Origin of the sequence: Desulfitobacterium dehalogenans ATCC 51507, assembly GCF_000243155.2 — a bacterium.
In the GTDB taxonomy this organism is placed as follows: Bacteria; Bacillota; Desulfitobacteriia; order Desulfitobacteriales; family Desulfitobacteriaceae; genus Desulfitobacterium; species Desulfitobacterium dehalogenans.
Genome location: NC_018017.1, coordinates 1,971,108 through 1,983,624, shown reverse-complemented (window position 1 = coordinate 1,983,624; position 12,517 = coordinate 1,971,108). Strand labels below are relative to the sequence as shown.

Here is a 12,517-nt window from a genome sequence, read left to right as displayed (position 1 = left end):
GGTGCCCCTATTCCTCTGTTATTTCTAACCACTCTATCATAGTATTATCCAATAAAGCCTTTTTTTCCTCAAAAAGATGGTGAAGTTCCAGAGCTTTTTCATAATTGGAGGTTACCGCAGACATCTGTTCTTCTAAGGACTGTATTTCTTCTTCCAGTTCAGTAATCTGCGTCTCTAATTGTTGAGCTTTTCTCTGGCGCCGTCTTGCTTCGCGGTCCGCTTCTTTTGAGTTATCATAGGAACGGGTTCCTGCGGCCGTACCGGGGGAAGTGCTCCCACCTGAGGAAGCAGCCTCTTCTTCCTGGACTTGAGCCTTATACATACTATAGTCCCCTTCGTAGACTTTAAGTCCCTCAGGAGTCAAACGGGCGATTTTATTAACCACCCGGTCCAAAAAGTAGCGGTCATGGGAGACTATCAAGAGGGTTCCATCATAATCCTGGAGTGCTTCTTCCAGGACATCCCGCATACGGGTATCCAGGTGGTTGGTGGGCTCGTCCAGGAGGAGCAGGTTCCCTTGGGAGAGGAAGAGTTTGGACAAAGCCAGCCGGCTTTTTTCTCCCCCGCTTAATACGGAAACCGGCTTAAAAACCTCTTCTCCTACAAACCCGAATCGAGCCAGCAGACTGCGAATCTCCGGGTCAAGCAGATCGGTGTCCCCCCGGATTTCATCTATGATGCTGCCCTTGCCCTGCAATTCCTCATGTTCCTGGGAATAATAACCCAGCTTGACATTGGCCCCCAGGCGAATCTCACCTTTATAGGGCAGTGAACCTTTAATGGCTTTGAGCAAACTGGTCTTGCCAATCCCATTTTCTCCGAGAAGGGCCACCCGGTCTCCACGGCGCAGTTCCACATTAACCCCATGGAACAACTTCCGGCCGGGAAACTCGATGGATACCCCCTGGATCATGAGGGTCCGATCCCCGCTGCGCCGTCCCGTCGCCAGGGAAATATGCAAAGACTTAGGATTTTTATTCACCTCGACGGGCTTAATCTTTTGGAGCTGAGATTCCCGGCCACGGGCTTGCTTGGATTTTATTCCCGCTTTGTAACGCCGGATGTATTCCTCCAGGCGGGCAATCTTTTTGCTTACCCGTTCCGCTTCCCTGGCCAGGGTGGTCTCTTCCACCGCCCGTTGCAGCTCATACTCGGAATAGTTGCCGGGATAGCTCTTCAGAGAGCCATTTTCCAAATGAAGAACTTTCTGAACCACATGATCCAGGAAATAACGATCATGGGAAACCACTAAAATCGCACCGTCATAGCCTTTCAAAAATCCTTCAAGCCATTCCAAGGCATCCATGTCTAGGTGGTTGGTCGGCTCATCCAGGACCAGAAATTCCGGAGAACGCAGAAGGAGTTTGCTCAAAGCAAGCCTTGTTTTTTGTCCCCCGCTCAAGTGCTGAATGGGGCGCTCAGCTTCTTTCGAAAGTCCAAGACCGGAAAGGATCTTGCGCACCTGGGCTTCCAGCGCATACCCCCCCATGTTTTCAAAACGCTCAGTGAGGGCACTGTACTGATCAAAAACTTTCCCATCTGTTGCATGAGCCATCCTTTCTTCAAGGACATGAAGCTGTTCCTTCATTTCAATGAGATCAGCCCGTTCTGCCAACATGCTCTCCCAGACGGTTCCCTTATCTTCAACTAAAGGATTCTGAGGAAGGTATCCCCACGTTCCCGTAAGAAATACCTCTCCGCTTTCCAGAGGGTGCTCCCCTAGGCAGGCCCGCAGCAGGGTCGTCTTTCCCGCCCCGTTGGGTCCTACCAGCCCCACCTTCTCTCCCTTCTCTACAGCCAAGGTTACTTGCCGGAAAAGGGCTTCCCCGGAAACATCCACGCCGCAACTCCGACAGTAAAGAATACTCATAGCGATAACTCCTTTGTTACAACTCTATATCGTTTGCTTGGGTCGCCTAGCGTTGTGCATGACGAACCTTCGGGTCGCGTAGCTTTACGCACAACGATCTCTCCATAGCTCCAGGGCCGGTTCACTCGCTTTCTTAACAGCATCTGCGGCGGATAAGCATGCTTTGTGGAATGCCGCCTTGAGCGAAACTGTCCACTGGACACTTTCGTCGCCAAACCCCGCTGTTTTCTGCATGCTAACCGTGGCTCCGCTTCGTTAAGAAAGCCTCGTTAACCTGACCGCCCCTCCGCTTAAAGAAAGCTTGGCTTATGGTGAGTGAAGCGAAACAGAAGCCTTAGCTGCCTTATACACAGTGAAATCCGTTCCCTTTTGTTGCGTAAAGCTACGTCTTGCGGGTTTCTTTAAGTTCTTCTCTGGAGCCCCGAGGATCTGACGCTCTTTGCGAGACATTTCCGGGGTCAGCTCAGGCTTTCTTCAGAGCCTTGCTTAATCGCCGACCTTGCCGCCTCAAGCGGCGTCGGTAAAGACGGAAAAAGCGGCTTGGATAAGATAGCTTGCCCCACAGCTCCCACAACTCACACAACGCCCCGCCCACTCAGACCCGAAAGGCAGCCCAAGGATTTTGATTTACACAAGGGAAGTGAATTTAAGCGAGCGGAAACAAAACTTCGCGAGAAGCACGCAGCGGAGTCGGGTTGGAAACAGGACGTTTCCAACCGCCCATTGAGCAGGAGTGATTTGGGCGGGCACCCGACGGAGCGGTGGGCTTTTCGCGTTAGTTTTGTCCGCGCAGCTTATGGAGCGACCGGTGTAATCAAAATCCTGGAGACTCCGCTTTCAAGTCCTTCTCAGAGCAGCGGAATCAGCTTTACCTCTGACAGCGGGGGCAAAACACAGTTGACCTGCCGGCCAGACGAATTCTTTCCAGAGTATGGCCGCAACATTTACACGCTTCTCCCCCACGACCATAGACATTCAATTCCTTTTGAAAGTCGCCTTTTTCTCCATTAGCATCCTGATAATCCCGGAAAGAGGTGCCATTGGCGGCGATACCCTCCTCAAGAACTTGACAAATGGCAGTATAAAGCTTCTCTGTCTCCTCTTTCGTCAAAGAATTGGCACACCGCTCCGGGGCAATCCCCGCCCGAAATAAGGCCTCATCGGCATAGATATTGCCGACTCCCGCCAGAAGGTTCTGATCCAAGAGGGCTGCCTTAATAGCCAGCTTGCGGGGAGCCAGGCGCCGTGCCAATTCTTCCGCGCTAAAGCCGCCTTCTAAAGGCTCCGGACCCAACCGGGCTAAAGAGGGTTGTTTGAGGCGTTCCTCAGTTCTCACTAACTGCAGCCGGCCGAATTTGCGCGTATCGGTAAAATGAACCTCACCTGAAGATAGCTTAAGAACCACATGGGTATGCTTTTCCGGTTCTTGTCCTTGGGCGTGGTAAACCAAGCGTCCTGTCATGCGCATATGAGCGATGAAGGACCAGCCCTCTTCTAAGGTAAACAAAAGGTATTTCCCACGTCTTTCGATACTTTGAATCCTCAATCCCTTGACAGTATCTGCAAAGGTTTTCCCTTCATATCCCTCTACAGCACCTGGCCAACGAATCAGGATATCCTCAATCCTTAGATTAAGAATGCGCTGGCACAGGCTTCTGCGAATGGTTTCTACTTCTGGTAGTTCCGGCATAATTACACCTTCATGATTAAAAATTATTTGCTCTAGCTCAATCCATGATTAGAGCGTTTTTCACTCAAAAGAATAGGACTCCATATCATACCAGTTCGGACCGGTCTTACACTCTACGGTTAGAGGGACAGAGAGAGGAAAAGCGTTTTCCATCTCGTCACGGACCACTTTAGCCACTTCTTCAACATCCTCAGGAGCTACTTCAATCACCAACTCATCGTGGACCTGCAAGAGGAGATTGGCTCGATAAGGCTTCAAGGCCTCAGCTACGCCCAGCATAGCCAGTTTCATAACATCTGCGGCAGTTCCCTGGATAGGAGTATTCATGGCGATCCGCTCCCCGAATTGACGCTGCACCCGGTTGGGGTGCCGTAATTCAGGAATCCGGCGCAAACGATTGAGCAAGGTGCGAACCTGTGCTTCTTCCTTAGCCTTGACCACGATCTCTTCCAGATAGCGTTTGACTCCTTCATAGCGATGGAAGTATTTCTCGATATAGGTTTTGGCTTCTTTACGGGGTACACCCAAATCCCTGCCTAAGCCAAAATCTGTCAACCCATAGATCAACCCGAAGTTAACAGCCTTGGCTTTGCGGCGCATATCCTTCGTGACATCCTCCATAGGAACCCCGAACACCTCTGAAGCGGTACGGGTATGAACATCCTGATTCAGAGAGAAGGATTCGCAAAGGACTTGGTCTTGAGAATAATGGGCTAAAATCCGCAGCTCAATTTGGGAATAATCCGCTGATAAAAGCACCCAGCCTTCTTGAGTAGGGGTAAAGACCTTCCGCAATAATCGCCCAAGCTCAAGGCGTATCGGAATATTTTGCAGATTAGGCTCCGTACTGGATAAGCGGCCGGTAGCTGTTACCGTCTGCTGGAAGGTAGTATGGACTCTTTCTTCGTGAATCTGAGCCAGCAAGCCGTTGACATAAGTGGACATAAGCTTGCTTAACTGACGATAGTCCAATACCTTATCCACGATAGGATGTTGGGTCCTTAACTCTTCCAATGTATCTGCATCCGTGGAGTAACCGGTTTTGGTCTTTTTCATGGGGGGAAGCCCCAATTTTTCAAAGAGGATATGACCCAACTGCTGGGGAGAGTTAATATTAAAGGTTTCCCCCGCATCGGCATAGATCTCTTGCTCTAAACGCTGAAGCTCCACGGTCAACTCTTGACCGAATTCTTTCAGTCTTTGGACATCCACCGCAATCCCCTGCTTTTCCATCCGTGCCAAGATGGGGCTTAAGGGTTCCTCCATTTCATGAAGAAGAGCGCTCAGGCCAAGTTCCTCAAGGGTTTCCTTATAGGAATCTACCACTTGAGCTAAAGCGGAAGCTTCTTCAGCCAAATTCCCGAATTCCCCCACACCAGGGATATATTCCTTAACCAGTTCCAGGGACTCAAATTTGTTGCGGGTAGGGTTAATTAAGTAAGCCGCCAGACTGATATCTAAAGCTACTCCGCGCAAATTGATCTCTTCATTAAGGAGCAGACTATAAAGCAGTTTGCTGTCTCCTACTTGCTTGGAGACAGCAGGGTCTTCGAGCAAGTGAATGAAAGCCTGCCGAACCTCCGGATCTGCGTCGGTCCAGTTGAGGATAAAGGATTCTCCTTCTGCAGCCATTCCCCAGTCGGTGACCTTTCCCCAATGAGGATTTCCCCCTGTACTGCCATAAGTTAAAATAAGAGGTGTTGTATCAGCCTGCCATTTTGCAAGCTGCACCAGCCACTCTTCTGTACTCAGTTCACGAAGAGGCCAGGGCTTCAAAGCTTCTTCCTGAGCAGTGCCTCTCTCCTCTTCTCCTATCCCATGATGTTCATGCCAGATCCGGGCTACGCTTTTAAGGACATACTTGTCCAAAGCCCCTGCAAAGACTTTTTCATCCGGGCGGCGATAGGCCAATTTATCCAGGTCAATCTCCGTGGGTATGTCATAAAGCATAGTGGCCAGTTTCTTACTTAAGAGAGCCTTATCCGTGTTATTGCGCAAATTCTCCTGGAGCTTCTTTCCAGAGATATTGTCAATGTTCTCAAGAACATTCTCCACACTGCCGTATTCCCACAAAAGCTTCAGGGCTGTTTTTTCCCCTACTCCGGGCACACCGGGAATATTATCGGAAGCATCTCCCATCAGTCCTTTAAGATCGATGATCTGGGCTGGCCGGAGTTGATACTTTTCGTAGAGGGCCGCTTCGTCATAGGCATCCACCTCTGTAATCCCTTTGCGGGTCAGATAAACCGTGGTTCGGGGAGAAATAAGCTGCAGGGCATCCCTGTCCCCCGTATAAATCTGAGTTTCCCATTCCCTTTTCTCAGCCATAGAGGCTACCGTCGCGATGATATCATCGGCTTCATAGCCTGCGCACTCCAGAATAGGCATGGAAAAAGCAGTCAACAGCTCTTTGAGGAAATCAAATTGGGGTTTTAGAGCATCGGGAGTCTCTTTCCGCTGGGCCTTGTAATCCGCATATTGCTCTATTCTTACCGTAGCCTTGGTCTTATCAAAAGCCACAACCCAATAGTCCGGTTTTTGTTCGAGAAGCAATCTCAGCACCATGGTCATAAAGCCATGAAGCACATTGGTCGGCTTTCCATCGGCTGTGGTCATCATCGGTAAAGCATAAAAAGCCCGGTTGGCTAAACTATTTCCATCTAATATAAGGATTTTTGACATGTAAAAAACCCCTTTCTTTCCGACTTTACTATACCATACCGAAGGATACCCTGCCAAACCCTTTACCTCTTTTTCGTCCATGACGCCGGATGAGCAATATTATATAATTTAAAGTACATTGTAACAAAACCCTGTTCATTTGACACTAATTCTATGAAAGGGGGAAAAGTATGGCTGATTCAGTCATTCAAAGGGTCTATGAACAGCATAAAGATGCCGTCTATGCTTATCTATTAAGCCTTACTCATAACAAACCCCTTTCAGAGGATTTGACCTCGGAAGTTTTTCTTAGTGCCATTAAATCCCTGCCTGGGTTTAAGGGGAGATCCGATCTTAAAACCTGGCTGTTCTCTATAGCCCGCTACACATGGTATGGGCATTTAAGAAAAAGCAAAAAAGAGCTTACCTCGGAAGATTTAATGGGAGTCTATTTTTCCGATCCTGCCGGTCTGGAATCAACGATCCTCTCCAAGGAGCTGATGGACAGGATTTATGATTTGCTGAACCGGGAGCCTGACAAAAACAGAGATATTGTTTTGATGCGGATTGAAGGCTATTCCTTTTATGAGATAGCCCGGAAGCATCAGATTTCGGAAAGCTCGGCAAGAGTCCTTGATTTTCGCACCAAGAATAAAATCAGAACGATCCTGTTAAAGGAGGGATATACCTATGAATAAGATTTCCTGCCCTGTCTGCCTGGACTTAATACCTCTGGTCAAGGATGGTATCGCCAGTGAAGACAGCCGCCTACTGGTGCAGGAGCACCTTGCAGGCTGTGAGCACTGTTCGGATAGTTGGGGAGAAAAAACTGAGGCAGATATGGGGGCAGATACTGCTATGGATGACACAGTAGTGTTAGGCAAAATCAAAAAACAAATGATGTTATTTCTGCTTAGCATTATGTTGGCCGGAACGCTGCTGGGAATGGTCATCTCCAACGGTATGCATATGTTCTACAATGGGCTGATCATGCCTGCCATAGGCGGCTTTGGATATATGCTGTTCAAAAGGAAAGCCTATTTTGTTCCTCTGGGCCTGTTTGCCTTCTCCTTTATCTGGGTATTCGTTCGTGGACTCATCGACGGAATCCTGACCTACACCGGCATCATTGACTTAATTTCCATGTCCGCCTGGTGGTCCGCCATTTTTTCCGCTTTCAGTGCAGTTGGGGTTCTGATCGCTTGGCTCTTGCATTATGCATTTAAGAAAGAGGTGTAGAAAATTATGAACATCAAAAAAATACTGGCGGGAATCACCGGAATCGGCTTGATTGTCCTGCTGTTTCTATTTGTCAACGCCTGGGTGGGCAACCCCGTCTCCAATCTATTGGCCAAACAAGCCGCTCAGAAGTATATTGACGCCAACTACAGCGACCTGAATCTGGAAATCCAAAGCTCCGGTTATAACTTTAAGTTCGGTGCCTACCAGGTATTTGTGCAGTCAGCCTTAAGTGAGGATACCGCTTTCAGCATTGATACCGACAGTTTTGGCAAGGTTTTGCGTGATAACTATGAAAACGAAGTCGCCAGTAATTTTACCACCTTCAGGCGGCTGGATGCCCAGATGCGGGAGATCGCCAAAGAGCTAATCGGCAGCAGGCTGGACTATGATTTTGAATATATCTCCTTCCCGTTTACAAAGGATGACCATGATCTCATGAAGCTTGAGCGTGACATGAAGCTGGATATTCATCATCCTCCTCTGCCCCTTATAGCGGACGTTACCCTCTACAGCGATGACCTTTCCTACAATAAAATTGCCGAAGTAGCCAAAGCTTTGGAGATTGTTCTCAAAGAAGAGAATATTCCGGTCAGCCAGTACAGCGTTCGCCTCCTCCCCCTTGCCAATAAGCCCGAAAAGGAAGATCAAGCAACCTCTTGGGTAAACTCCCTTTCCCTTTCTGATTTCCCCGCAGAGCGCATGGATGAAAAAAATCTGCCCCAGGTGATGGAGCAGTTTGAAGCAGACCGGGTGGCGGAGCTCAACGCAATGGATAAAAAATAAAAAGTAGCCGGCCATGCGCAGGCGGCACCAAAAGATGAAAAAGCTACCCGAATCGGGTAGCTTTACTCACAACACATCCTTCTACACTGGGGCGGGTAAAATTCTAAAACCCATAAAACAATAGAGGAGAAGAGCTATCAGGACAATCATCAATAGAGTGCCCAAGACACCTTTCAATAAGGATGTGATCATTCCTTTCCTCCACCGATCCGATAGTTTTTTAACCGCTTCGGCTTCGTTTAAATTCTTCTCTCCATGGCTCATGAGCAGTTCATCATCCATCGTCTGCAATTCTGCTTTGCAGCTATCACAATAAGCAAGATGCTCTTCAACCAGGTTTTTGCTATCGTTACTGCAGACATTATCGTGGTACAAGGGCAGTAAATCCTTAATGATCTCACAAGATATTTTCATTTCATTGCCTCCTGTAATTGCTTTTTTGCTCTATAAAAGATCAGTCTTGCCCAGCTATCGGTTTTTCCGAACAACTCACCGATTTGAGAAAATGGCAGTTCCCCGAATACCCTTAAAGTAAAGACCTCTTTGTACGGATCGCTTAGATTATGAAGCAGACTATGTAATCGTCTGGCCTCATCTTTATCGAGAAAATCTCTTTCTAAATCTGCTGTTAAATCCGGTAAATCCATATCAAGACCCGGAGCCATCCGCCTTTGCTTATTGGAAAGCGAGAAATATGTATTTTTTGCAATCTGACAAAGCCATACATATAATCTGCAACTTCCATTGAACTGATTGATATGCCGCATCGCTTTGAAAAAAGTTTCCTGTGTAACCTCTTCGGCAATGGCCTCGTTCCGACATAGGGTCAGCACATATTTATATACATCAGAAAAGTATTCTGTATATATTTTCCCAAAGTCCGTCACGTTCTCACCTCCCATCTATAAGACTTAGCTTATGTAAAAGCGTTTCAAAGTTTTTTATTTTTGTCTAAGTTGCTGAATGAGGGGCTAACTATGATTTGCTGCATGAGCATCTTTTATTTACTCACAACAAATAGCAAATAAAGAAATACACTCGCATCCGTAAAAAAATGCTGGGCTTCCCTGTGGAGCCCGCGGGCTATCCATTATCGCGCCAATCAGGGATTTGAAGAAAGCGGAGTTGCCCTGGCGGTGATACTTCAGGAAATGGCACCTCACGAGGTATCCGGTGTAGCCTTTACAGTCAATCCTTTGACCGGAGAAGCCAATGAACTAATGATTAATGGAGCTCCTGGCTTAGGGGAGGCCATAGTCCAGGGTGAAATTATCCCCGACCAATGGTTGGCAAGAAAACCGGATGGAGCGGTGCTTCGGTTTACACCTGCACCTAAACCCGGACAAATACCAGCGGTTACTGCGGGGTATAAGCGACCACTGCGAGGGTGTCTAACCTCACTGCAGGTTCGTGAGCTTGCCGGTTATTGTCTTAGTATTGAAAAGCACTTTGGAGGGACACCTCAAGACATTGAATGGAGCTATGGTGATGGAGCCTTTTACTTTCTGCAAAGCCGACCTATCACCACCCTTCAATAGCAAAGAAGATAACCCAAAATAAAGAGAGACACTCTGCCAATCCGTCCTTGGAGAAAGCAAAGTGTCTTTTAACTTTAGAATCCTTATCCCTTTGCTATAGTCCCAACTCTTCCATGACCTGCTTCAGCCGGGCTACATGATAGGGTTTGTTGATTTCATCACCATGAAAATAACAGTCCAAAATATCCGCATCTTTCACGATTTCCTCTAAAGGGCTGCCCACCTTATCCTTTTCGGAGTGGCGGATTACCGCCTGGATGATCCCTTTTTTATTCTCATCCGTTAAAGAGGAACCAGCCAAAAAGCGCCGGACCGGCTCTTCTCCGTGGAGGGCGTGATCCCTCTGCAATCCGGTGTACCAGCGTCCAATATCATGAAGAGAACAGGCCAGCGCCGCCAGCTCCAGATCAACGCCGCGCTTTTGCGCCAGCAAGCGACCCATTTGAGCACAGCTCGTGGCATGGGTCCGCTCCCAGGCTATGGGATAGTCCCGATCCATTTCTTCTTGCTCTAAATTCCCCAGAAGCTCATTGATTTTCTCCATATGATTAATGAATCCCCATTTCATCTTCATCCCTCTTTTCCCTTGCCTGCCTTCTGTCTTCACTATACCATACCAGGAATAACCTGCCAAACCCAGGCCCAAAAAGAAAGATGTCTCAATGACGGATACATAATAACGGGGCCATTAGGTAAAATAAAATCAGAAACTCCCACTAAAAAGTTACAACAGGAGGTCAGGTATGTCTCTTAAAATTTTAAACACCGAGAAAGCCCCTGGGGCCATAGGACCCTACTCACAAGGAACACAAGCCGGTAATCTGGTCTTTACTTCAGGCCAATTGCCCTTGAACCCGGCTACAGGAGAATTAGAAAGCGACATCCGTACAGCAACCAAACAATCTCTGGAAAATATAAAAAACATCCTGGAAAGCGCCGGCTCTTCCATGGACAAGATTGTTAAGACCCTTATTTTCCTCCGGGATATGAATGATTTTGCAGCGATGAATGAAGTCTACGGCTCCTACTTCCCTTCGAACCCACCGGCCCGTTCAGCTGTACAAGTAGCGCGTCTTCCCAAGGATGCTATTATTGAAATCGAAGCGATTGCCTTAGTTTAAGGCTTATGTGGCGTGAAACTTATACAGTGAATACCCAAATAATAAACTCCGTATTGCAAATACGGAGTTTATTATTATTGGTAAGGTTTGCTTGATTTCTAAGGAACCATCGGACTGACATCTTCTCCCTTTTTAGGGTCGAGGCCAATGGGTTTGAGCTTGCAGAGAAAATGACGTAGGACCTTGGGTTCATAAACGAATTCCAGACCTTTAATCTGATCACGGCGTTCCGCGATTTTAGCCAATCCATCCACAATGACATCCATATGCCGATCCGTATACACCCGTCTTGGAATGGTCAGGCGCATGAATTCAGCTCCGGCAACCTTCTGTTTTCCTGTATCCGGATCCCGGCCCAAGAGAAGAGAACCTACTTCGACAGCACGGACACCGGTTTCGATGTACAATTCGTTGGTTAAAGCCTGTGCCGGAAATTGGTCACCCGGGATATGGGGTAAAAACCTCTTAGCATCCACGAATACTGCATGTCCGCCCACAGGCCATTGAATGGGGACACCACGTTTCCTTAGCTCATCGCCTAAATACTCTACTTGACCGATTCGGCTTTCCAGATATTCTTCATCTATACCTTCATAAAGACCAACGGCTAAAGCTTCCATGTCCCGGCCTGATAAGCCGCCATAGGTTACAAACCCTTCCATAGGTACACAAGTGGCACTTGCCGCTTGAAAGAGCTCGGTATTGTTTTTGATGCCAATAATACCGCCCATGTTGACAATGGCATCCTTCTTCGCACTCATCGTAAAGGAATCCCCGCAAGAATACATTTCAGTGACGATATCTTTAATAGTGGCACGCTCATAGCCTTTTTCACGCTGCTTGATGAAATAGGCGTTTTCAGCAAAGCGGGCCGAGTCTATATTAACAAAGATACCGTATTTATCCGCAATCTGCTTTACGGCACGAATATTCTCCATAGAAACCGGCTGCCCCCCGGCAGAGTTACAGGTAACGGTGATGATGATAAAAGCAATCTCTTCTTTGCCTTTTTCCTGAATGAACTTCTCGAGTTTTTCTAAATCAAAATTTCCTTTGAAAGGATGTTCTTTTTGGGTATCAAAGGCATCCTCAATGACTAAGTTTATGGGAACCGCACCGTTGAGTTCAATATGAGCCATAGTCGTATCGAAATGCATGTTTCCCAGTACATATTGTCCTTTATGTTTAATTAAGTGGGGAAAAAGAACTTTCTCAGCGCCACGGCCCTGGTGTGTCGGAATCGTATATTCGTATTTGAAGATATCTGCTACAGCATCTTTAACTTTGTAGAAGGACTTGCTTCCGGCGTAGGCCTCATCCCCAAGTAACATCGCCGACCATTGATGATCACTCATGGCTCCTGTCCCGCTGTCTGTAAGTAAATCAATATAGACATCTTCAGCCTTCAGGGCGAAGGGGTTATATCCCGCTTCCTGCAATGCCCTCTCACGCGCTTCCCTAGGTATTATGCGCATTGTTTCAACCATTTTTATACGATAAGGTTCTGCTTTTCTAACCATAGAAATCCTCCTTTGCTATTATAGGGAATTCAAGGTTATCTTCCCCTTTGAATTTTCTTTTATGACCGTTATATATTTCCACTGGCCAACCT

General features: G+C 47.5%; 11 protein-coding genes and 1 pseudogene. 5 read left to right on the top strand and 7 right to left on the bottom strand.

The window, feature by feature from the left end; translation table 11 throughout:
• Window positions 1-7: 7 nt before the first annotated feature.
• The 3 genes from DESDE_RS09525 to polA form a co-directional block, all read right to left on the bottom strand.
• On the bottom strand, window positions 8-1,870 hold the full coding sequence (locus tag DESDE_RS09525; protein ID WP_014793828.1) for an ABC-F family ATP-binding cassette domain-containing protein: 1,863 nt from the start codon (window positions 1,868-1,870) through the stop codon (window positions 8-10).
• A gap of 868 nt (window positions 1,871-2,738) precedes the next feature.
• Window positions 2,739-3,560 carry a bifunctional DNA-formamidopyrimidine glycosylase/DNA-(apurinic or apyrimidinic site) lyase gene (mutM, locus tag DESDE_RS09520; protein ID WP_014793827.1) on the bottom strand — a complete coding sequence of 274 codons (822 nt, stop codon included), beginning with the start codon at window positions 3,558-3,560 and terminating at the stop codon, window positions 2,739-2,741.
• Window positions 3,561-3,620: 60 nt separating this feature from the next.
• Window positions 3,621-6,242: a DNA polymerase I gene (polA, locus tag DESDE_RS09515; RefSeq protein ID WP_028305527.1), complete on the bottom strand. Its 2,622-nt coding sequence runs from the start codon at window positions 6,240-6,242 to the stop codon at window positions 3,621-3,623.
• Window positions 6,243-6,412: 170 nt separating this feature from the next.
• Between polA and DESDE_RS09510 the strand changes: the two genes are divergently transcribed.
• Genes DESDE_RS09510 through DESDE_RS09500 form a run of 3 tightly spaced genes read left to right on the top strand, consistent with a single transcriptional unit; the run spans window position 6,413 to window position 8,246 of the window.
• Entirely contained in the window at window positions 6,413-6,919 is a 507-nt protein-coding gene (locus DESDE_RS09510) for an RNA polymerase sigma factor (RefSeq protein ID WP_014793825.1), read from the top strand.
• Window positions 6,912-7,460 (top strand): zf-HC2 domain-containing protein, encoded by a 549-nt coding sequence (locus DESDE_RS09505; protein ID WP_014793824.1) that lies wholly within the window; start codon window positions 6,912-6,914, stop codon window positions 7,458-7,460. The genes DESDE_RS09510 and DESDE_RS09505 overlap by 8 nt, the downstream gene beginning before the upstream one ends.
• Before the next feature lie 6 nt (window positions 7,461-7,466).
• On the top strand, window positions 7,467-8,246 hold the full coding sequence (locus DESDE_RS09500) for a YfjL-like protein (RefSeq protein WP_014793823.1): 780 nt from the start codon (window positions 7,467-7,469) through the stop codon (window positions 8,244-8,246).
• An 81-nt stretch (window positions 8,247-8,327) separates the two neighbouring features.
• Here DESDE_RS09500 and DESDE_RS09495 read toward each other — a convergent pair whose 3' ends face one another.
• Both DESDE_RS09495 and DESDE_RS09490 read right to left on the bottom strand, forming a co-directional pair.
• Complete coding sequence (locus DESDE_RS09495) at window positions 8,328-8,660, bottom strand: zf-HC2 domain-containing protein (RefSeq protein WP_014793822.1); 333 nt, start codon at window positions 8,658-8,660, stop codon at window positions 8,328-8,330.
• Window positions 8,657-9,133, bottom strand: a complete 477-nt coding sequence (locus DESDE_RS09490; RefSeq protein WP_014793821.1) for an RNA polymerase sigma factor — start codon at window positions 9,131-9,133, stop codon at window positions 8,657-8,659. The genes DESDE_RS09495 and DESDE_RS09490 overlap by 4 nt, the downstream gene beginning before the upstream one ends.
• 156 nt (window positions 9,134-9,289) lie before the next feature.
• Between DESDE_RS09490 and DESDE_RS09485 the strand changes: the two are divergent.
• Window positions 9,290-9,784, top strand: a pseudogene (locus DESDE_RS09485) (PEP/pyruvate-binding domain-containing protein); the annotation flags it as partial.
• A 94-nt stretch (window positions 9,785-9,878) separates the two neighbouring features.
• On the opposite strand, the gene DESDE_RS09480 reads toward DESDE_RS09485, so the two are convergent.
• Window positions 9,879-10,352 carry an HD domain-containing protein gene (locus tag DESDE_RS09480; protein WP_014793820.1) on the bottom strand — a complete coding sequence of 158 codons (474 nt, stop codon included), beginning with the start codon at window positions 10,350-10,352 and terminating at the stop codon, window positions 9,879-9,881.
• 175 nt (window positions 10,353-10,527) lie between these two features.
• On the opposite strand from DESDE_RS09480, the gene DESDE_RS09475 reads away from it, so the two are divergent.
• Window positions 10,528-10,905, top strand: coding sequence for a RidA family protein (locus DESDE_RS09475; RefSeq protein ID WP_014793819.1), 378 nt, complete (start codon window positions 10,528-10,530; stop codon window positions 10,903-10,905).
• A gap of 98 nt (window positions 10,906-11,003) precedes the next feature.
• Here DESDE_RS09475 and DESDE_RS09470 read toward each other — a convergent pair whose 3' ends face one another.
• Window positions 11,004-12,425 (bottom strand): tryptophanase, encoded by a 1,422-nt coding sequence (locus DESDE_RS09470; protein ID WP_014793818.1) that lies wholly within the window; start codon window positions 12,423-12,425, stop codon window positions 11,004-11,006.
• Window positions 12,426-12,517: the final 92 nt, after the last annotated feature.

Excerpts from the sequence above, each read along its gene's own strand:
- DESDE_RS09475 (WP_014793819.1), top strand. The coding sequence starts at position 10,528 with ATGTCTCTTAAAATTTTAAACACCGAGAAAGCCCCTGGGGCCATAGGA.
- DESDE_RS09525 (WP_014793828.1), bottom strand. The coding sequence starts at position 1,870 with ATGAGTATTCTTTACTGTCGGAGTTGCGGCGTGGATGTTTCCGGGGAA.
- DESDE_RS09505 (WP_014793824.1), top strand. The coding sequence starts at position 6,912 with ATGAATAAGATTTCCTGCCCTGTCTGCCTGGACTTAATACCTCTGGTC.
- polA (WP_028305527.1), bottom strand. The coding sequence starts at position 6,242 with ATGTCAAAAATCCTTATATTAGATGGAAATAGTTTAGCCAACCGGGCT.
- DESDE_RS09510 (WP_014793825.1), top strand. The coding sequence starts at position 6,413 with ATGGCTGATTCAGTCATTCAAAGGGTCTATGAACAGCATAAAGATGCC.
- DESDE_RS09495 (WP_014793822.1), bottom strand. The coding sequence starts at position 8,660 with ATGAAAATATCTTGTGAGATCATTAAGGATTTACTGCCCTTGTACCAC.
- mutM (WP_014793827.1), bottom strand. The coding sequence starts at position 3,560 with ATGCCGGAACTACCAGAAGTAGAAACCATTCGCAGAAGCCTGTGCCAG.
- DESDE_RS09480 (WP_014793820.1), bottom strand. The coding sequence starts at position 10,352 with ATGAAATGGGGATTCATTAATCATATGGAGAAAATCAATGAGCTTCTG.
- DESDE_RS09470 (WP_014793818.1), bottom strand. The coding sequence starts at position 12,425 with ATGGTTAGAAAAGCAGAACCTTATCGTATAAAAATGGTTGAAACAATG.
- DESDE_RS09500 (WP_014793823.1), top strand. The coding sequence starts at position 7,467 with ATGAACATCAAAAAAATACTGGCGGGAATCACCGGAATCGGCTTGATT.